This is a genomic window from Pseudomonas sp. IT-P44 (assembly GCF_949768225.1).
Taxonomy (GTDB): domain Bacteria; phylum Pseudomonadota; class Gammaproteobacteria; order Pseudomonadales; family Pseudomonadaceae; genus Aquipseudomonas; species Aquipseudomonas migulae.
Genome location: NZ_CATKQM010000019.1, coordinates 72210 through 92737, shown reverse-complemented (window position 1 = coordinate 92737; position 20528 = coordinate 72210). Strand labels below are relative to the sequence as shown.

The following is a 20528-nucleotide window of genomic DNA, read 5'->3' as shown; positions in this document are numbered from 1 at the left end:
ACAGGGGGATTGTGTTTATTCAACGAAAAAGGGGCAGACCCGCTAAGGTCTGCCCCATTTTTTTGTTTCGCTGACGAGCTTAGTCCGTCTCGATCCGCGAATGTTTGCGGGTGTCTTTCATGGTGATGTACACCAGCAACGACACGGCAATACACGCGGTGACATACCAGTAGTAACCGGTTTCCATGCCAATGCTCTTGAACCACAGCGCGATGTATTCAGCGGTGCCGCCGAAGATCGATACGGTCAGGGCATACGGCAGGCCAACGCCCAGGGCGCGGATCTCGGTCGGGAACAGCTCGGCTTTCACCACGGCGTTGATCGAGGTGTAGCCGCTGACGATGATCAGCGCCGCCATGATCAGGAAGAACGCGCCCCACCAAGACTGGATGGTGTGCAGGGTGGTCAGGATCGGTACGGTGAACAGCGTGCCGAGGATGCCGAAGGCAATCAGGATCGGCCGACGACCGACCTTGTCCGAGAGCCCGCCGATGATCGGTTGCAGGCACATGAACAGGAACAGCGTGGCAGCGGAAATGGTGGTGGAGTCGGAGATGCTCATGCCGACGGTGTTCACCAGGTATTTCTGCATGTACGTGGTGTAGGTGTAGAACGCCAGGGTGCCGCCCATGGTCAGGCCGACCACGGTCATCAGTTCCTTGGGATGGCGCATCAGCGTGCGCATGGCGCTTTCTTTTTTCTCTTTCTTGACCTTGGTGAATGACTCGGTCTCTTCCATGCCACGACGCAGGTACAGCGCGACCACGGCACACAGCGCGCCGATGGCGAACGGAATACGCCAGCCCCACGCGTACAGCTCTTCGGTGGTCAGGATGTTTTGCAGCACGATCAGCACGCCCAAAGCGATGAGCTGGCCGGAGATCAGGGTCACGTACTGGAAGCTGGAGAAGAAACCGCGACGGTCCTTGGTCGCCATCTCACTGAGGTACGTCGCCGACGTGCCGTACTCGCCACCGACCGACAGGCCTTGCAGCAGACGGGCGAAAATCAGCAGGATCGGCGCGCCGATGCCAATGGTTTCATAACCCGGGCTCAGGGCGATCACCAGCGAGCCGAAGCACATCAGGTACACCGAGGCCATCAGCGCTTTCTTGCGACCGGCCTTGTCGGCGTAGAGGCCCATCAGCCAGCCACCGATCGGGCGCATCAGGAAGCCCACGGCGAAGATCGCGGCGGTATTCAGCAGTTGGGCGGTGGTGTCGCCTTTGGGGAAAAACGCTTTGGCGAAGTACAGGGAGAAGGCGGCATAGACGTACCAGTCGTACCACTCGACCATGTTGCCGACCGAACCGCTGAAGATCGATTTGATACGACTGGCGGTGGTTCTTTCTTTGACCGGCACGGCAGCCGACCCAAGGGGCAGGGCGTTGGAGTTATCCATTGAAGGATCCTTCGTTTAATTGTTTTTGTGGAGCGCGTTTAAACGCAGCCTGCGAGGGCTATAGCAGGAGGTGTGCCAACGGGGGGAGGGCCGGTTTAGAGGGGGGGTGAGGTTTGAGTGAGCGGAAATCCGCTTATGGTTGGCGGAGCAACGAGCGAAAATCCGCGCATGTTCGCGATCCTGTAGGAGCGAGGCTTGCCCGCGAAGAATCCAACGCGGTGTAACTGGAATACCGCGTTATCGTTCTTCGCGGGCAAGCCTCGCTCCTACAGGGTTTGCGTCGGCCGTTAGAGGAACATCTCCCGGGTCAGGCCATGCCGCTGCATCTTTTCATTGAACGTGCGGCGCGGCAGTTGCAGCTCTTCAAGCACCGCTTTCACATCGCCCTTGTGCCGCGTCAACGCCGCGCGCAGGCAATGCGCTTCGAACGCTTCCTGCTGCGCTGCCAGCGACTGCCCCGGATCGATACCCGCAGGCGTGGGCTCTTCCAGCCCCAGCACTTGCCGTTCGGCCACGTTCGCCAGTTCGCGCACATTACCCGGCCAGTCGTGGCTCAACAGATGGCTCAACTGCGGGCCGCTCAGCGGCGCAAACGTGCGACCCAGCCGCTCGGCAGCCTTGTGCGCAAACGACTCGAACAACAACGGAATGTCTTCGCGTCGATCACGCAACGGCGGCAAGCGCAACTCGGCGACGTTCAGCCGATAGGCCAGATCCTCGCGAAAACGCCCGGCCCGCGCCTCGTCCAGCAAATCGGGTTTGGTCGCAGCGATGATGCGCAAATCCACGCGAATGCTCTGATTGGAACCCAGGCGCTCCAGCTTCTGCTCCTGCAGCACCCGCAGCAATTTCACCTGCTGGGCCAACGGCATGCTTTCGATTTCATCGAGAAACAGCGTGCCGCCATCGGCGTATTCGAGCTTGCCGATGCGTTTGCCCTGAGCGCCGGTGAACGCGCCGCTCTCGTGCCCGAACAGCTCGGCTTCGAACAATTGCTCGGGAATCGCCGCACAGTTCAGCGCGACAAACGGCTTGTCGACACGCGGGCCGAAGTCGTGCAGGCAGCGGGCGACCAGCTCCTTGCCGCTGCCGGTTTCACCGCGAATCAACACGTTGACCGGCAACGCCGCCAGATCCAGCACTTGCCGACGCAATGTCTGCAAGCCACGGGACACGCCGAGCAAGGTCGCGTCGAGTTTGGCGCGGTTATCCGCCTGCTCGTGCAACGCGCGGTTTTCCAGCACCAGTCGGCGCTTGTCCAGCGCACGGCGCAGGCTGCCGAGCAGGGTTTCCGGGCTGAAGGGTTTTTCGAGAAAATCGTAGGCGCCATCGCGCATCGCATCGACCGCCATTGGCACATCGCCGTGGCCGGTCAGCAGAATCACCGGCAAATCGGCATCGCGGCGCTGCACTTCGGCGAGCAGTTCCAGCCCGGTCATGCCGGGCATGCGCACGTCGCTGAGGATCACCCCGGGGAAATGCTTCGGCAGTTGCGCCAGGCATTCATCGGCGCGGCTGAACAGCTGCACCTCGAAACCCGACAGGCTCAGCCATTGCTCGACGGCACTGCGGATGCTGCTTTCGTCGTCGACCACCATCACAGAATTCAGCATGCGCCAGGCGCCTCCGGATCGATGGGCAGGGTGAGGGCGAACACCGCGCCGTTGTCGTGATTAGCGGCGCTCAGGCGTCCGCCCGATTCGTGAACGATGGCAAAGGATACGGCCAGACCGATGCCCAGGCCATCGCCCACCGGTTTGGTGGTGAAAAACGGATCGAAGACCTTCGGCAGGTTTTCTTCGGCGATGCCGCCACCGTTGTCGATGACGCTCAGGCGCCAGAGTTGTTCGTCGGCTTCGAGGCGGATTTCCAGGCGTTTGCAGGGTTTGTCCTGCATCGCATCCAGGGCGTTGCGCAGCAGATTGATCAGCACTTGTTCCAGACGAATCGCATCGCCGCGCACCCACGCCGGGCGTGTCAGGTGCAGCACGGTGCTGACCTGTTCATCGCGCAGGCGCGTGTCGAGCAGTTGCAGCGATTGGTCCACCACTGAAGCCAGGTCCAGGCGTTCGCGCAAGCCGCTGGGGCTTTTGCGGGCGAAGGTTTTCAGGTGGCCGGTGAGGGCGGCCATGCGCGTCAGCATCTCATCCACCGGTTTCAGTGCCTTGTAGGCGTCGTCGACACGGCCGTGATCGAGCAGCAACCGCAGCGTCGCCAATTGCATGCGCTGGGCGGTCAACGGTTGATTGATTTCATGGGCCAGCGCTGCCGACATCTGCCCGAGGGCGGCAAGTTTGGCCGATTGCACCAGACCGTCCTGCGCCGTGCGCAGGTCGCGGGTGCGTTCTTCCACTAACTGTTCGAGCTCTTCGCGACTGCGCTGGCGCATCTTCGCCAGGCGCCAGCGCTGGTTGAGGAACAGCAATAGAAACACCAGCGTCAGCCACAACCCGGCAGCGGCGAGGGCGGCATTGCGACTGTCTTCGAACGCCACTTGCGGACGACGCAGCAAGTGCAGCGTCCAGCCCTCGGCGGTCAACGGCAGGGATTCCCACAGGTAATCCGCTTTGCCGTCCGGGCCTTCGACCCGGGCCAGTTCGCTGTTGTCGTCAAAGCGCCGCAATGTTTGATAGCCGAGCAGCGTCAGTGGCTGCTTATCGTATTGGCGGGTGGCCTTGAGTTCGGCGTGGTCGCTTTCACTCAGCGGCTTTAACTGCCGATAGCGCCAGCCCGGCTGATTGGCGATGAAGATGATCCCGCGTGCATCGCTGACCAGCAGCGTGTCGCTGCCCTGACGCCATTCGCGCTCCAGTTCGGGAAATTCGAGCTTCACCACCATGGCGCCGAGAAACTTCCCGCCGTCATCGGTCACGGCGCTGGACAGGAAGTAACCGGGAATCCCGCTGGTCACGCCCACTGCATAAAAACGTCCGGTGCCCTGGGTGCGGGTCTGGCTGAAGTAGGGGCGAAAACCGTAGTTGTGACCGACGTAACTGCTGGGCAAACGCCAGTTGCTCGCCGCCACGGCGAGGCCAGTGTGATCGAGCAATTCCAGGGTCGAGGACTCGGCAGCGCCGTTGATCTTTTCCAGTTTGCGGTTCAGCGCGTCTTGCTGTTCCGGTGTCACCGGCCCGTTGAGCGCCGAACGCAGCTCCGGGTCCAGCGCCAGCACGGCGGGCAGGGCGCGGTAGCGTTCGATCAGAGTGTGCAGGGACGTGGCGTACAGGCCCAGTTGCAGATTGGCGCGGGCGGCGTCTTCCACCAGGGCCTGGCGCTCGGCGTGGCGCATGGCTAGCGTGGCTGCGAAAACCGCGCCAGCGAGGATGATAAAGGTGTAGAGCGTCAGGCGCAGGGTGCGGGAAATCGAAATCATGGAACGTGAGTCGGACTGACGATAGGAGGCGCAAGATAGCATGCGGGGTATCTTGCGCCAGCTCTCATCTCATGACGGTTGTCCTCCTTATCGGTCAGTGGTTGACAGTCACACGCGCACGTTTCATTTCTTCTGGCAGTCGACCCAATGACTTAATCCTGGGTTTACCATCGTTTAGATCATCAAAATTCAAATGTGCTTCACGCATTCTGTTTGAAAGTCCGGTTTGGTCGTCCAGGGTGTAGGTGGGGTCGGGATTATTAAGGTGTTGACGCAATCTTGGTGTATTGAGTACCAGATTTTCAAGCAAGGAGACGCCACCTACTTCATCAGCATCGATCTCATAAAAGTAATGATTATCTTGCGATTGTGCTGCATAAAACAGCACCCCTTCGAGCGTTTCCGAAACAGTTAACGCTTCGTTACTGAGCATTTTTCTGATGGAAATGAACTCAGTTGTAGCGTTGAACCCATCCCTTAATACCTCTTCAGGAGGGCGCCGATCTGCCAGGTACACTTTGCCGCCAAAGCTGGTTCTTTCCAGCAGGTTTGCATCGTTCCAGTAGTGAACGGGTTTATCGGGGTTCGCATTCAAAATGTCGAGGACGGTATTTTGATCATTTGTTGGTGAGGGAGGCGGGACGGGGCTGTCAGCAGAACCCGGACTGGAATCGCCCGGTGAGTCATGGCTTGCAAATGATTCGGGTGAGTCCTGGTAATCCATTGACTCATCGTCCTCCAGCTCTGAAGCAGGCAGCACAATCGGTGGCAGGCCATACTCCGCTCTGATTACTGGTTCGATTTCCAAAAACGCATCTATAGCTTCTTCGTATGGCCCCCAAAAACGCCCATCAGAATCTGTCCTGCAAACAGGGTTGTTTCCACAGAAGCAATACAAGTTCAAACCGTCAACCGAACCCGCCGGATCCGGATTCACCCACCGCCCCAACCACGGCGCAAAATACCGAAACCCATAGTAATAAAGACCACACGCATCCCGTTCCTTACCCGAATACCGAACGGTCTTGTAATCCGCATCGACCTTCGACCGCGCCGCCCACCACGCCGTCCCGCCATAGGGGTAATAACCCTCGTGGCTGATGACGCCCGCGTGTTTATCCAGTTCCAGGCTGCAAGACCCCAGATGATCGTCGACGCAGTAGCGCAACTGATCAGCCTCGATATCGCCGGGTTTGCCCTTGACCCAATACAGGCACCGCACGCTGCCACGGGCCAGTGGAACGCAGATGACGTGAAGTTCTTCGTCGTCATCGGTAGTGCGCACTTCCAGTCCCGGAAGGTAATGAACGACACGCCGATGAGCCACAGCATGGGCCTGCTGGGTACTGAACTTGGCCACCCGTTCACCGGCCGCGTTGTAGCGAAACCCTTCAGCGTCATCGGCCTCGGTCGGGCGGCCGACGGTGGTCACGCTTTGCAACTGATTCAACGCGTCCCAGGTCATCGGCTGTGCACCGGGGGCCAGATATTGCTGGTTGCCGTTTGCGTCGAAATTGCGTGGGAAGTCCGGCTCGTCTTCACCGTCGTTCCAGGGCAGGGCGCGGTTGCTCTGCGGATCGACGCGCAGCTGTTGCCTGAACGGATTTCCATCACTGACATGACGCAGTTCGGTACGGTTGCCGCTGGCGTCGTACTCATAGAATTCGGTGAAGTTGAGCAGCCGCGCGGGGTCGATGGGGCAGGGCGTGATCAGCTCCGGCAAGCCGGGGTTCTGGCCAGCATTGGCAGTCTCACGACCCGTGGCGCTGATCAGTTGGTAAAGACTGTCGTAGGTGTAAGTGTTTTCTGCCGCTACACGCTGGTTGGCGAAAAACGTGACGGGTTGGGTGTGGTCCACTATCCGCAGAATACTGCCGACCGGGTCGTACTCATAACGCAGGTCCTGCAAACGAGCACCTTCCGGCGTGGTGGCGGTCAAGCGCTTCAACCGGCCGCTCGCCGCCTCGTAGGTCGCACTGCTGGTGACGTCGTTGCCGGTCACCTGAGTCAGCAGTTGGCCTTCGGCGTTGTAGCTCGCCGCTTTCAACAGCGGTTGCGGGCCTTGAGAGTCGAGGGTCAGGTCAATGCGTTGCAATTGCCCGGCGCGATCAACGCTGAAGTGTTGTCGATGACCACCGGCATCGGTCTGTTCAAACACTTGCCCCGACGGCCCGAAACGGCTCGCGGTGATGTAACCCGCGCCGGGTTGCAGCAGGGCGTCGCGTTCCGCTTCGTCAGCGGACCAATCGGCCTGCACATCAGAATTTTCAGGTAAAAAGCGCCGGGTCTGGCGGATCAAACCACCGCTCAGCGCCTGTTGATTGAGCCAGACGCAACCGGCCCTATCATCGTGACGAATCACCTGTCCGCACTGATTGCGCTCCGCGAACTCACCAGCGTTGTCGGCGTAGGTCAGGCGTTCAACGGTGCGTAAGGTCGAGCCCCGGGATTGTTCATGGACTGCCGTCAGACGTCGCTGTGCGTCGTACTCATTCTGCCAATGACTGCCTCGACCATCCCAATGCTCGCGCATGTTCCCGGCCTTGTCCGGTAAGCCCAGGCGCCATCCGGCGTCGCGACTTTCAGTGCACAACGCCGCGCCAGACAGGCTGTAAATCGTGGCCATGTTCGGGCGGGACGCGGGCGCGAGGAAGCGCGGATCCCGTTGCGCCACCAGGCGACCGGCGCCGTCATGCTCCTGAGCCGTCACCAGCGCTTCGGGCCTGAGCTCAGCCGCGTCTCGCCGCCAGTACTCGACCTGACGGACTGGCAGGCCACGGTTATCGATGACCGCCAGTTGTGGCGTATGCGAATGGATGCTCATGTTCAATGGAGCGTTCTGTTGGTTCGGCGCTTTTCGGGTGGTGGCGGCTCAAACAGATCATTCTCGTCAAACGCCACGGTGCACCAGATCCAGTACCACATTTCCCGGCGCAGCGGTTTCATCTCAGAGTGCTCACCTTGCGGCATTTTTTTCGCCAGCACGGTTTCGGTCGGACGCCCTGCTGCATCGTAGAACTGCTGGTCGTGATAGGCGTGTTCACGCATTGAGTGGTCTTTGATGTTTGTCCACCTATTCGCAAAGTACGGCCGGTAGATCCGCACTTTTTCACCCTTGTTGTTGTACTCGACCGGCTCGCTGACCCGCCAGCGCCGCACGGCTTCGGCTTCCTGCGGGGTGCCGTCGTCCTTGAGTTTCAAGGTACCGTCGTCCAACACCACCAAAGCCTTGCCCGGTTCGACCTCCTGCTTGGTTTGCAGTACCCGGCTGAAGCCGTCCTGATGGCTGATGGCGATGCGAATTTGCTTCGCCTGATCGCCGGGAAAACGGTCTGCTTGCAGGACCGCGATGTGCACCGGCTCGCGATGGGCGGCATCGACGTATTGCTGGAGAAGCAATTCGCAGTCTGTGGGGGCTTCAATCTCGTGCAGATGCTCGCGAGCGTGATCGCAAAGGTGGCCGCTGGGTAGCACAAACCCTTCTGCCTGCGCCCAGTCCTTCCATCCATCGGGCAGCTCGGTTGTCGGCAGACGGCCCATCCAGCTGAACGCATCGCTGAACATGGCCATGGCGTAATTGCCGATGGCGACAAAGGGCGATTCGATGGCATGGGCCGGACTGCGGTCGTCGGGGCGCACGTAGTCGCTCAGCGGGTCGAAGCCGACCGCCTCACCCAGTTCGGTGCCATAAAAACTGGTGACCAGCACTTCGCCAAAAGCGTTGTAGCGTGCTTCCTGGGTGTTTTGATTGGGGTCTTTGATCGCTGCGGGCAGAAATGTGCAGTAATCAGTGTCGAGGATCTGAGTGATGCAACCGTCCGGCAATTCGATGGCCGTGTGCAGGCACCAGTAAGGGTCGTAGGTGACTTTGGTGATGCCGTGGCTTCGGGTTTGCTGGAAGTGCCGGACGTTGTAAAAGCCTTCTGCTGCGTAATAGCTGGGAAAACCACGGTGAATCGACCACAGGTAGTTTTTCGCGTCAGTCGGGTCGGTGGGTTCCGACTGCTCAACCTCAGGCAGGAACCACTCCATGATGTGGTAACCCACCTCGGTTGATTCGAGCTTCTCCTTGAGGTTGAAGGGCATGTTGCCGTCTTTGTCCTTGAGCTTGTCGTAAGCGCTCAAGGCCGTGGCATCGAGTTCGGCAATCACCACATGGGCGGGCAGCGCATGGACCGTCGCCGTGCCTTGTTCCAGGGGCTGACCGTTGAGAGGATCGGTGTAGAGTTGCATCGACATGCCTGCGAGCACCGATTGTTTCGCCCAATCTCCGTCGTCCTTGCTCCACTCCAGAAAGTTCTCGTGGTGGATTTCCCTGGCACTCAGCAGCGGCTTTTCCAGTACCAGCGCATTACTGCGCTCCCGATACGGTAACCCCAGTCGAAAAGGCATTCCCGATTTCCAGGTTGCTTCGTGGTCCACGTGAATGAGTTCGGCTTTGGATTCGGTCAAATACCAGCGCTGCTGCGCCTCATCATGGGCGTCCTTCCAGTACCGGTTTTTATGCTCGTCATCAAAGGGGGGCGACTCGTCGGTTTTGCGCCGGGCGTAGTAGACCGTCATCGCGTGGAGCACGCTGCCGAACTCGTCCCATTTCAGGCTCAGGCTGTGTTCGCAGCGCGGGTCGTCCGGCAGTTCAGGTTCGTACTGATAGCTGATCGATTCCAGTGCCATGGGTTGCAGCACGGCATAAGGATAATGCTCGTTTTTTGCACGCAACAGGCGTACCTGATAGCGAGCTTCCGTCACCGCATACGGCACAACCGGGTTATCCCAAGCGAAAATTTCAGAGCGCAACGTCGAGCCACTCAGCGCACGTGCGATCTGGCGGGCCGTTTCTTCGTCAGGCTCCAGCGGTTCGCCGGCCTTGTCGCGCACGTGAAAGCGTTCCAGTTTGGTGGCTTTCAGCGCAACGGCCTGCGCATCGCTGCTGTAATACCCGTCCCTTGGCGGATCAATGGTCTTGCCCGTGTGAAACCAGGTTTTACTCAAGATCGGCGCGGTGAAGCCCAGACTGTTGCGTTCCGCCTCGGTGGCTTCGGTATCGGTCTGCAATAACAGGCCAAAACCACGGAACTCCCGTTCGAAGGGGTCGTAATAACCCTGGCGGTAACTCATGAGTTGGGTCAGTTTATTGCGGGTGATTTCATCGATCTGGGTCTGGCACCTGACCAAGTGCATGGCGAACGGCACGCCGGACTCGACGATTTTGTCTTCATCGATCTGGTGGTGCTCGTATTCCTCATCGAGGAACTCCTGCGCCGAACTGCGATAGTCGATGAGACTGAGCGTGCCCATGTTGTTGTTGCTGCGGTTGAGCAGATACGGTTTGGCTTTGACGAAGTCGTAGCGCCAGTGCCGGGGCGACATGTGCGGTACGGTCAGGACCACACTGGTGCAACCCAGCCCCAGCAGGTCGGCAGTGGTGACCTGGCACAACCGGTCGTAGCGCACGCCTTCAGGCCAGGGCAGATCAATCGACTCGGTGGTGAAACCTTTGCCACAGTGGTTCATGAACACCCGCATCCGGTCCGATTCCAGATAGATCAGGTCAGTTGCCCCCGAACCATCCAGATCCGCCAGCAAGACTTGCGAAGCGTTGAATGACTCGTAAGGAAACGTCGGAGCGCTGAGCACGATTCTTTTCCCGAAGCGCCCATGACCGAGGTTGGGCCAGCACTCCAGGCTGTTGTGACGGAGGCGGAACAGGTGCTGTTTGCCGCTGCCCAGCACATCACTGAAGCCCACCACTTCGGTTTCGGAATTGCTCGGCAGTGGCAGGGCATCGTCGTTGTCGTGCTCTACATTTCGGCCGGCACTGAAACCTTTGTCATCGCCCAGATTGGTGTACAACCGCACGCTGTTACTGCCGATCAGGGCCACGTGAGTGCGACCGTCGCCTACCAGGTCGGCCATCTGCGCCTGAGGATGGAAATACTCCAGCGGGAAGGCTTTGTAGGGGACAAATCCTGACCACTGGCGGTCAGGGTTCATGGTGAAGCAGCCATTCATGGTCGGGGCGTGCACACCCCATTCGAGCTTGCCGTCACCGTTCAGGTCAGTGAGTGTCTGACGCAGCGGTTTACTGCTGTCGGCCAGCGGAATGTACGGCAGTTCAGTCAAGTCGCCGTAGCGAACGTCATCGCTTGGGTGGTTATCGCGCATCACATCGCGGTAAAACCAGGCCTTGTCATAGCGACACAAAATGCCGGGCATGCCTTTGCCGTACAAATCCACCAACTGGTAACGCTGACCGTCATTGAGGCCTGGCATCTGCGGGAACGCTTTCCAGCCGGGTTGATCGGCTTTTTTCAGATCGAAGGGCGCATAGCTGAATTCGAATGGTGGCCGGCTCTCGACTTTGCCTTGTTGATCGTAAGCCTGAAGATGAGCGGCAGTCAGGTGGTTGTATTCCAGCGCACCCTGGCGGTGCTGCAGAAAAAGCCGTTGAACCAGCGTTGGTGAGGCACCCAGTTCGTTGCGGAAATGGTGAAACATCAGCACCTGCCGACAGAGGCGCCGCGTGCCCAGTTCGAATCCGTAATCGTGATTCCAGAACGGGTCGCTGCGTTCGAGCCATTTGTCGTGCTGATCGCCTCCCTGCAGGTACTCGGGGCCATAGACCGGTATTTGCATCAAGTCGTGGCTGCGTTCGCCGTAATCGAATAGCAGATGAAAGTGGAAGTCGACGTCTTTCCAGCCACCGTCTTTCAACGAATACAGCTCTGACTCCGCCACTGCATTGCCGTACAGCACTCGCTGCAAATACCGCTGGGCACGGTAGTCGCGAAAATCGGGCGCGACCGGTTCCTCCGTTTCGGCCTTGTACTCATAGACGATGTGCTCGCCCCGAGGTGTGACGGTTTCGTCCAGCAGCCAGACCCCGACGCGTTCGGGCTCCTGGGGTTTGTTCTCGTCCCTGGGTTCCGCCCGGCGCGAGGCCAGCGTCTTGCCATAGACATGGCGATTGCCATCGGCGCTATGAATCAGCCAGAAACCGGCCGCATCGTCATCGCTGACCAGCCGTTCGATTTTGGTAAAACCGCCCTCGATGCGTGGCTGATAGCGAATGGCTCGATAGGTTGTTGTCCCGAGAGTGACGGGTCTGTCAACGATCTCGCCGTTGGCGTCCAGCTCTGACATCCAGGTTTCGCCATCGGCGCCGACCACCAGATCCTTGCGCTTGTCGTAAAGCGGAACGCCCTTGCTCGTGCGCACCGTTATCGCATTGACGGTCAAATGCCAGCCGATACCGAAAATACTGTTGCCCACGTGGCTGCTGTAGCTCAGTGAAAGAGCCGGCACCATTCCCCGATTGGGAGCCTGGGAAATGGGCACCGGTATGGCCAACGAGGCCGAACCTGTAGTCCCCACTGCTCCCCAGCCGCCAAAACTGGCAATGGCGCCGCCGATTTTCGGTTGGGCGGGGGCTGAAATATTGATAGTGCCTTTTTGTTCTTCCGTGGCCATTTCCGTTTCCACCTGACAAGGACGCACAAGTGCATTCAACTTATCAGGGGTTGCGGCGGCTGTGACCTGTCATATCTGACAGGTCAGCCCTGTTGGCCGGGGAAATTCCGGGATTACTCCAGGCGAAAAAAAACCGGTCTGTCGTCACCAACAGGCCGGTTTTTTCAGGGGCGTTTCAGCGCAACTTACTGCACTTCCACCGCCAGACTCTCACTGATCTTTTTCTGCCAGATGGCAGGACCGGTGATGTGTACCGATTCACCTTTGCTGTCGACCGCAACAGTCACCGGCATGTCCTTCACGTCGAACTCGTAGATGGCTTCCATCCCCAGTTCAGCGAAAGCCACCACGCGGGATTTCTTGATGGCTTGTGCCACCAGATAAGCCGCGCCGCCAACCGCCATCAGGTAAACGGCCTTGTGGTCCTTGATCGCATCGATTGCGGTCGGGCCGCGTTCGGATTTGCCGATCATGCCCAACAGGCCGGTTTGCTCGAGGATCTGACGGGTGAACTTGTCCATCCGCGTCGCGGTAGTCGGGCCAGCCGGGCCAACCACTTCTTCGCGCACCGGATCAACCGGGCCGACGTAGTAGATGAAGCGACCTTTCAGATCCACCGGCAGGGTTTCACCCTTGTTCAGCATCTCGACCATGCGCTTGTGCGCAGCGTCGCGACCGGTGAGCATCTTGCCGTTGAGCAGGACGGTTTCGCCCGGCTTCCAGCTCTGAACGTCTTCCGGGGTCAGGGTGTCGAGGTTGACGCGACGGGCCGACGGGCCGGCTTCCCAGACGATTTCCGGGTAGGCGTCCAGCGGTGGCGCTTCCAGCGAAGCCGGGCCGGAACCGTCGAGCACGAAGTGTGCGTGACGGGTGGCGGCGCAGTTCGGGATCATGCACACCGGCAACGAAGCGGCGTGGGTCGGGTAATCCATGATCTTCACGTCGAGCACGGTGGTCAGACCGCCAAGGCCCTGAGCACCGATGCCCAGTTGGTTGACCTTCTCGAACAGCTCCAGACGCATCTCTTCGATACGGTTGGACGGGCCGCGCTTTTTCAGCTCGTGAATGTCGATGGATTCCATCAACACTTCCTTGGCCATCACCGCGGCTTTCTCGGCGGTGCCGCCGATGCCGATGCCGAGCATGCCCGGTGGGCACCAGCCGGCGCCCATTTCCGGAACGGTCTTCAGTACCCAGTCGACGATCGAGTCGGAAGGGTTGAGCATGGCCATTTTCGACTTGTTCTCGGAACCGCCGCCCTTGGCCGCCACGTCCACTTCCACGGTGTTACCCGGAACGATGGAGTAGTGGATAACGGCCGGGGTGTTGTCCTTGGTGTTTTTACGAGCGCCCGCCGGGTCGGCGAGGATCGAGGCACGCAGGACGTTTTCCGGCAGGTTGTAAGCCCGGCGCACGCCTTCGTTGATCATGTCGTCGAGGCCCATGGTGGCGCCATCCCAACGTACGTCCATGCCCACGCGAACGAACACGGTGACGATGCCGGTGTCCTGGCAGATCGGGCGGTGGCCGGTGGCGCACATGCGCGAGTTGATCAGGATTTGCGCCATCGAGTCACGGGCCGCTGGCGATTCTTCGCGCAGGTAGGCTTCGTGCATCGCCTGGATGAAATCCACGGGGTGGTAATAGGAAATGAATTGCAGGGCGTCGGCAACGCTCTGAATCAGGTCGTCTTGCTTGATCACGGTCATGAGTCGCGCTCCTCTAAAAGACGGGAACATTCAATAAGGTGCTTGCAGCTTGGGTGCATCGGTCGGTTGCAAGCACCTTTCAAGGCACGCCGGGCATGCTGGCGCGACGCTAAAAAGGCGCGGCAGTATAACGCGCCTCGCAGGCGGGCACACGCGCCGGCAGTCAATCGTTGGTCGTACAGATTCACGCGCACTTCCTGTAGGAGCCGGCTTGCTGCGGGCGGCGTTCCGACGATGGCGGTCTGACATTCAACATTAATGTCGACTGTTACACCGCTATCGTCGGAACGCCGCCCGCAGCAAGCCGGCTCCTACAGTTTGGTGATGTTTGTGCACAAATTCAGGGTGGGTCTAAAGTCATGCCCTTGACGCCGGTTTTCCGGCCTGAAAATTGAATGGTCATTTATCAGACACGCCACTAAAGTGGCATTCGGTCTGTAGAGTAGGACACTCGGTCAGCCTCCTTTCGCACGGTGAGTCAACGATTGACCCATAACGCTATCCAGCGCCTTTTGCTCAAACGTTTTGCCCTTGCGGCCGGCACCTACGCCCTGGCTCTACTGCTGTTGTGGCTGGCGTTTTTCACCGGTCATTACGATGAACCCCTGGCGAATGTCGCCGTCGGCAGCGCCCTGGTGGTCATCAGTCAGGCGGCACTGTTCGCGGTGTTTTACAGCGGTTGCAACCTGCGGTTTTCCGACCCCAGCCTGACTGAAGCACAAGTGTTGCTGGGGCTGGGCTGGCAAACCTGGCTGATCGCCAATCTGGATGAGGCCCGTGGCGCGTTCCTGGTGTTCTACGTGCTGATTCTGTTGTTCGGGCTGTTTCACCTGTCGCGTCGGGCCTTTTTGCGGTGCGCATTGCTGGTGTTTTTCAGTTTCAGTGCGATCACGCTGTGGGAGGGTTACCACTTCCAGCTGGCCGATCCGGCACTGGCCGCGTTGCAGGTGTGCGTGCTGTTTATCGTGCTGGTCTGGCTGGAGCTTTACGCCCGTTACGTCCAGGCCTCACGCCTGCGGATGCGGCAGCGCCGCTTTGCCTTGCAGGCACATCAGGACACCCTGCGCGGAATGATGCGCCAGCTCGAAGACCTGGTGGCCACCGACGAACTGACCGGGCTGTTCAATCGTCGGCATTTCCTGCGCCTGGCCTCCCGCGAGCTCAATGCCATGGAACCCGGCGTGCTGCATGGCCTGGCGCTGATCGACCTCGATCACTTCAAACGCATCAACGACATGCACGGCCACGCTGCTGGCGATCAAGTGCTGCAAGCCTTCGCTGGTGTAGCCAGCGCCTGCCTGCGCGAGGGCGATGTACTGGCCCGTTATGGCGGCGAAGAGTTTGTGGTGTTACTGCCCGATTGCAGCGGCGAACGCCTGACCTCCTGCTGCGAACGGCTGCGCATTGCCTTCACCGATGTCGAGTTGATCGGCCTGAAGGTCGGCAATCTCAGCCTGTCGGCAGGCATGACGCTGCTGGAGCCGGGCGACGATCTCGACGATGCCTTGCAACGTGCCGATCAGGCGCTCTATCGCGCCAAACGCGACGGCCGCAATCGTTGCGCGGCGGCGTGGGAGAACGTCGATGCCTGAGTTGCGGGTCGGCGATCGCCAATGGTCGGTGGCAGTGGGCAGCAATCTGCTCGACGCGTTGAATCAGAACGGCGTGTCCGTTCCCTACAGTTGCCGCGCCGGCAGTTGCCATGCGTGCCTGGTGCAATGCATGCAGGGATTGCCGAGTGATAGCCGTCCCGATGCCCTGAGCGCGGAGCAGCGTCAGCAAGGCTGGCGCCTGGCGTGCCAGTGTCAGGTGGTCGAGGATTTGCAGGTGCATGCCTTCGATCCGCTACAGGATGGCAGCCCGGCCGAGGTCGCCGCCGTCGATTGGTTGAGCAGCAGCGTGTTGCGTTTGCGCCTGACCCCTCAGCGTCCGTTGCGCTACAGCGCCGGGCAGCATCTGGTGTTGTGGGCCGGTCACGTGGCGCGACCGTACTCCCTGGCCAGCCTGCCGGGAGAAGACCGCTTTCTGGAGTTTCACCTTGATTGTCGCCAGCCCGGTGCATTCAGTGATGCTGCGCGTCAGTTGCAGATCGGCGACTCGCTGCGTCTCGGCGAACTGCGTGGCGGCGCGCTGCATTACGACGCCGACTGGCACACCCGACCGTTGTGGCTTATGGCCGCCGGCACCGGGCTGGGTCCGTTGTTTGGCGTTTTGCGCGAAGCCCTGCGCCAGGATCATCAGGGCACCATCCGCGTCATTCACCTGGCCCATGATGCCGATGAGCATTATCTGGCCAAACCCCTGCAAGCCATGGCCGCCAGCCGCCCGAACCTCAGCATCGAGCTGTGGACGCCGACCGAGTTGCCCGCGGCTTTGGCGCAACTGCGGCTTGTTTCCCGGCAAACCCTGGCCTTACTCTGCGGGTCCCCCGACAGCGTCGACGCCTTCGCCCGGCGCCTGTACCTGGCGGGACTGCCGCGCAATCAACTGCTGGCCGACGTCTTCCTGCCTCGCGGTTGAGCGCTGACTTTCAGACGCGAGACCGACCATGACCGATGCCATCAAGATTGAACGCGAACGCGGCCTGCTGACCCTGCGTCTCAACCGCCCTGACAAGAAAAACGCCCTGACCCGTGCGATGTACAGCCACTTGGCCGAGGCGTTGAAAAAGGCTGACACCGACCCCGAAATCAACGCCGTGTTGATCACCGGTTCCGCCGAGTGCTTCACCGCCGGCAACGACATCGCCGACTTCATTCAACAACCGCCGAGCAACCTCGACAGCCCGGTGTTCCACTTCATGCTCAATCTGCTCGAATGCCGCAAACCGGTGATCGCTGCCGTGGCTGGCGCCGCCGTGGGAATCGGCACTACGCTGCTGCTGCATTGCGATCTGGTGTATGTCACCCGCGATGCGCGATTGCGCATGCCCTTCGTCAACCTCGGCTTATGCCCGGAATTCGGTTCCAGCCTGCTTTTACCTCGATTGCTCGGGCATGCCAAAGCGGCGCAATTGTTACTTCTGGGCGAAGGTTTCAGCGGTGAACAAGCGGCCGAGTGGGGCATTGCGACCGAAGCCCTGGGCAGTGGTGAAGCGGCATTGGCCAAGGCGCGGGAGATGGCGTTGCGGTTTGAGTCCCTGCCACCGGAAGCGGTGCGCATCAGCAAGCAATTGATGAAAGCACCGGACCGTGAGCAGTTGCGCAAAGTGATAGAAGAAGAGGGTGCGTTGTTCACCCAGCGGTTGCGCTCGCCGGAAGCGATTGCGGCGTTGTCGGGGTTTATCAACAGGCATTGATATGCGAAGAGGCCGGCCGAGACAACACATGTTCAAGACCAGAAACCAAAAAGCCCCGCCATTCACATGGCGGGGCTTTCTTTCAGCAACCGATCACTCAGACGATCGGATCGCCAGCGTGCAGCATCTTCATGCTGTTGCTGCAACCGATGGTGTGGTGTTCAGGAAGCGGGCGATGAGCGCTGCGAAGCTGACGATGGCACCCCCATTGCCTAGTACCAGCACATTCCCGTCTTTTTGTAAGGTCATGGTATTAGCGACCGTGGAATGATTTTCGAAATGGGTTGAGCTCCAGCCTTTTCCGCGGCCAAACTTAGTATCCAATGTGCCGTCAATCAGGTAGCGCACCACCACGAATTCGGGGGTGTTGTCTTCTTGCAAAAACCTGCCTGATGCAATGATTTTTCCCTCAGCCAGTCCAACACCAAAAAACATCACATTGTTTCCGAGGGGTTGAAGCAACACCTTGCCGCTATTGAATGTTGATTCAAACTCACCGTTTTCGGTGAGGCAGGCCAGCACGCCATGGAGTGGAGTTAAGCCCCAACCTGCAACAAGAACACTTTTATCGGAGTACGGGGTGAGCTTTTCGAACGCGACGCCAAGGTTGTCGAACACTTTGAAACCCTTGTCTGCAAAGATCTGGTCGAAAGAGCCATCCTCATTAACACGAGCCACCATGCCATGACCTGCCAGTGTTCCGCACACGGTGATTTTTCCGTTGTGCACCAGAATGTCGCTGATGGTGCTATTGCCCCAGTGTTGATTGGTCACGGCGACATAGCCACTGTTGTTGAAGCCGGTATCATACGAGCCATCAGGGTTGAGCCGGATCAGTAACGCGACCCTCGCAATCCAGATCGGCATGTACATTTCCATGACCACATAGATTTTTCCCTCCTCCACCGCGCAAGGCCCCGAGGCGCCGTTGCTGCTTGTCGTCAGCGGTGTAGAGCCCAGACCAAGGCTCTCGGAAAGGTTGGCGGGCAGTTTGACCGTTAGCAGACCTTTCACGCCGAAGCGTTCATCCACACGCCCGTCGAGATGAAGGCGAGCAAGTACAACCTCGCCTTTTTTCGTATCGATACCGGACAGCAGGATTCTTGTTTCACCCCCGACCGTCACAAACAGGATCTGCCGCAGGTGGGTGTCCTGCATAGGGCCAAAACGCAAGATTGCGTACCCTTTGTTGCCAAAATCGACGTTCGGAGTGCCATCTTTGTGCAGGCAGGCAATACCTAACTTGTGGATGATGTCATCGCCGTCTGCATCGACGGCGCCGCCGACATAGATATTGCCGTCGGGGCCTTCGACAATACATTCGCCTGAAGTATCTTGGGCACCGGGGAAACATAGAATCTTCTTACCGTCTTTATCGTCGCCAAATGTCGGGTCGAGATCACCGTCGGCGCGAGCGGTCAGGGCTGTGTACTGGCTCATCGTTCTATTCCTTTATTTGGAGTTTCGGAGTGAGTTATCCATGGAGAACTGCCAATGACAGGCCGCAACAGCCAAGCGTGAGAAAACCTTGATGACAGCGATAGCAGGTGGACGGAGTCGATTAAAGGGGCTGAACGCAAGGGCGTCTACTGTCAGATCTGACAGGTAAAAAGCGGTAAACCATCTATCAGACTGCTTTTAAACAAAAAAAAAGCTCCGCAGCGTTAACTGCGGAGCTTTTGCGTTTCAGCGGTCTGAAACTCAGACCATCGGATCGCCAACGTGCAGGATTTTCATGCCGTTGGTGCCGCCAGTGGTGTGGTAGCTGTCGCCCTTGGTCAGGATGACCCAGTCGCCTTTTTCCACTACGCCACGCTTGACCAGTTCGTCGATTGCCGCCTGGCTGACTTCATTTGGAGCCAGCGAAGCCGGGTCGAACGGAATGGTGTACACGCCACGGAACATCGCCGCGCGAGCCTGAGCTTCGCGGTGTGGGGTGAACGCGTAGATCGGCACCGAGGAACGGATGCGCGACATGATCAGCGGGGTATAGCCGCTTTCGGTCAACGCGATGATGGCCTTCACGCCCGGGAAGTGATTGGCGGTGTACATGGTCGCCAGCGCAATGCTCTCGTCACAGCGCTGGAACTCTTTGCCGATGCGGTGGCTGGAGGTCTTGCTGGTCGGGTGCTTTTCAGCGCCGACACAAATGCGCGCCATCGCTTGCACCGCTTCCAGCGGGTACAGGCCGGCAGCACTTTCGGCCGAGAGCATCACGGCGTCGGTGTAGTCGAGTACGGCGTTGGCTACGTCGGACACTTCGGCGCGGGTAGGCATCGGGTTCTGGATCATCGACTCCATCATCTGGGTCGCCACGATCACTGCCTTGTTGTGGCGGCGAGCGTGCAGAATGATCTTCTTCTGGATGCCCACCAGCTCGGCGTCGCCGATTTCCACGCCCAGGTCACCACGGGCCACCATCACGGCGTCGGACGCATTGATCAGGCCATCGAGGGTTTCGTCGTCGGCCACGGCTTCGGCGCGTTCGATCTTCGCCACCAGCCAGGCAGTACCGCCGGCCTCGTCGCGCAGCTTACGGGCGTATTCCATGTCGGCGGCATCGCGCGGGAAGGACACGGCGAGGTAGTCGACTTCCATCTCGGCAGCGAGCTTGATGTCGGCCTTGTCTTTCTCGGTCAGGGCTGGAGCGGTCAAGCCGCCGCCGCGACGGTTGATGCCTTTATGGTCGGACAGCGGGCCGCCGATGGTCACGGTGCAGTTCAGTTCGGTGGCGGTGGCGGTATCGACGCGCATCACCACGCGGCCGTCGTCGAGCAGCAGCTCGTCGCCCACGCCGCAGTCTTTGACCAGGTCCGGGTAGTCGATGCCGACCACTTGCTGGTTGCCTTCGGTCAGAGGATGGCTGGTGGAGAAGGTGAATTGATCACCGATCTTCAGCTCGATCTTCTTGTTGGCGAATTTGGCGATACGGATTTTCGGGCCTTGCAGGTCACCCAGCAGGGCAACGAAGCGGCCGTGCTTGGCAGCGAGGTCACGCACCAGCTTCGCACGAGCCTTGTGCTCGTCGGGGGTGCCGTGGGAGAAGTTCAGGCGGGCGACGTCCAGGCCAGCCAGAATCAGCTGTTCGAGAACTTCCGGCGAGTTACTGGCCGGGCCAAGGGTAGCGACGATTTTGGTACGACGGACGGACATGCAAAGACTCCTGAGTTCAAGCGCTGAGTGAGGCTACTATGGTCCGTGGGTGTAGTCATTGTTCATATGCACTACTTATTCGTTTTTATCTTTAAATGAACATTCCTGAAGATTTTCGCCCAC

Annotated in this window: 11 protein-coding genes; 3 read left to right on the top strand and 8 right to left on the bottom strand. The window is 59.4% G+C overall.

Features of this window, described 5'->3' with window-relative positions; genetic code table 11:
- Nucleotides 1–79: 79 nt before the first annotated feature.
- The 6 genes from ACM6IO_RS11885 to ACM6IO_RS11860 form a co-directional block, all read right to left on the bottom strand.
- Nucleotides 80–1402: an MFS transporter gene (locus ACM6IO_RS11885; protein WP_192228609.1), complete on the bottom strand. Its 1323-nt coding sequence runs from the start codon at nt 1400–1402 to the stop codon at nt 80–82.
- 287 nt (nt 1403–1689) lie between these two features.
- Complete coding sequence (locus ACM6IO_RS11880; protein WP_414911501.1) at nt 1690–3015, bottom strand: sigma-54-dependent transcriptional regulator; 1326 nt, start codon at nt 3013–3015, stop codon at nt 1690–1692.
- Nucleotides 3009–4775, bottom strand: coding sequence for a sensor histidine kinase (locus ACM6IO_RS11875; protein ID WP_192228611.1), 1767 nt, complete (start codon nt 4773–4775; stop codon nt 3009–3011). Before ACM6IO_RS11875 ends, ACM6IO_RS11880 begins: the two co-directional genes overlap by 7 nt.
- Before the next feature lie 94 nt (nt 4776–4869).
- Nucleotides 4870–7599 carry an RHS repeat domain-containing protein gene (locus ACM6IO_RS11870; RefSeq protein ID WP_414911502.1) on the bottom strand — a complete coding sequence of 910 codons (2730 nt, stop codon included), beginning with the start codon at nt 7597–7599 and terminating at the stop codon, nt 4870–4872.
- Nucleotides 7600–7601: 2 nt separating this feature from the next.
- On the bottom strand, nt 7602–12245 hold the full coding sequence (locus ACM6IO_RS11865; protein ID WP_414911500.1) for a SpvB/TcaC N-terminal domain-containing protein: 4644 nt from the start codon (nt 12243–12245) through the stop codon (nt 7602–7604).
- A 185-nt stretch (nt 12246–12430) separates the two neighbouring features.
- Nucleotides 12431–13954 carry a fumarate hydratase gene (locus ACM6IO_RS11860; protein WP_150633235.1) on the bottom strand — a complete coding sequence of 508 codons (1524 nt, stop codon included), beginning with the start codon at nt 13952–13954 and terminating at the stop codon, nt 12431–12433.
- Between the two features lie 485 nt (nt 13955–14439).
- On the opposite strand from ACM6IO_RS11860, the gene ACM6IO_RS11855 reads away from it, so the two are divergent.
- Genes ACM6IO_RS11855 through ACM6IO_RS11845 form a run of 3 tightly spaced genes read left to right on the top strand, consistent with a single transcriptional unit; the run spans nt 14440 to nt 17252 of the window.
- Nucleotides 14440–15546, top strand: a complete 1107-nt coding sequence (locus ACM6IO_RS11855; RefSeq protein ID WP_008031716.1) for a GGDEF domain-containing protein — start codon at nt 14440–14442, stop codon at nt 15544–15546.
- Nucleotides 15539–16474, top strand: coding sequence for an iron-sulfur-binding ferredoxin reductase (locus tag ACM6IO_RS11850; RefSeq protein WP_192228614.1), 936 nt, complete (start codon nt 15539–15541; stop codon nt 16472–16474). Before ACM6IO_RS11855 ends, ACM6IO_RS11850 begins: the two co-directional genes overlap by 8 nt.
- A gap of 28 nt (nt 16475–16502) precedes the next feature.
- The gene (locus ACM6IO_RS11845; protein ID WP_192228615.1) at nt 16503–17252 is read left to right on the top strand and encodes an enoyl-CoA hydratase-related protein; all 750 of its coding nucleotides are present in this window, start codon (nt 16503–16505) and stop codon (nt 17250–17252) included.
- Nucleotides 17253–17381: 129 nt separating this feature from the next.
- On the opposite strand, the gene ACM6IO_RS11840 is transcribed toward ACM6IO_RS11845, so the two are convergent.
- Entirely contained in the window at nt 17382–18692 is a 1311-nt protein-coding gene (locus ACM6IO_RS11840; RefSeq protein ID WP_414911499.1) for a delta-60 repeat domain-containing protein, read from the bottom strand.
- Between the two features lie 261 nt (nt 18693–18953).
- Nucleotides 18954–20405, bottom strand: a complete 1452-nt coding sequence (gene pyk / locus ACM6IO_RS11835; RefSeq protein ID WP_008031711.1) for a pyruvate kinase — start codon at nt 20403–20405, stop codon at nt 18954–18956.
- Nucleotides 20406–20528: the final 123 nt, after the last annotated feature.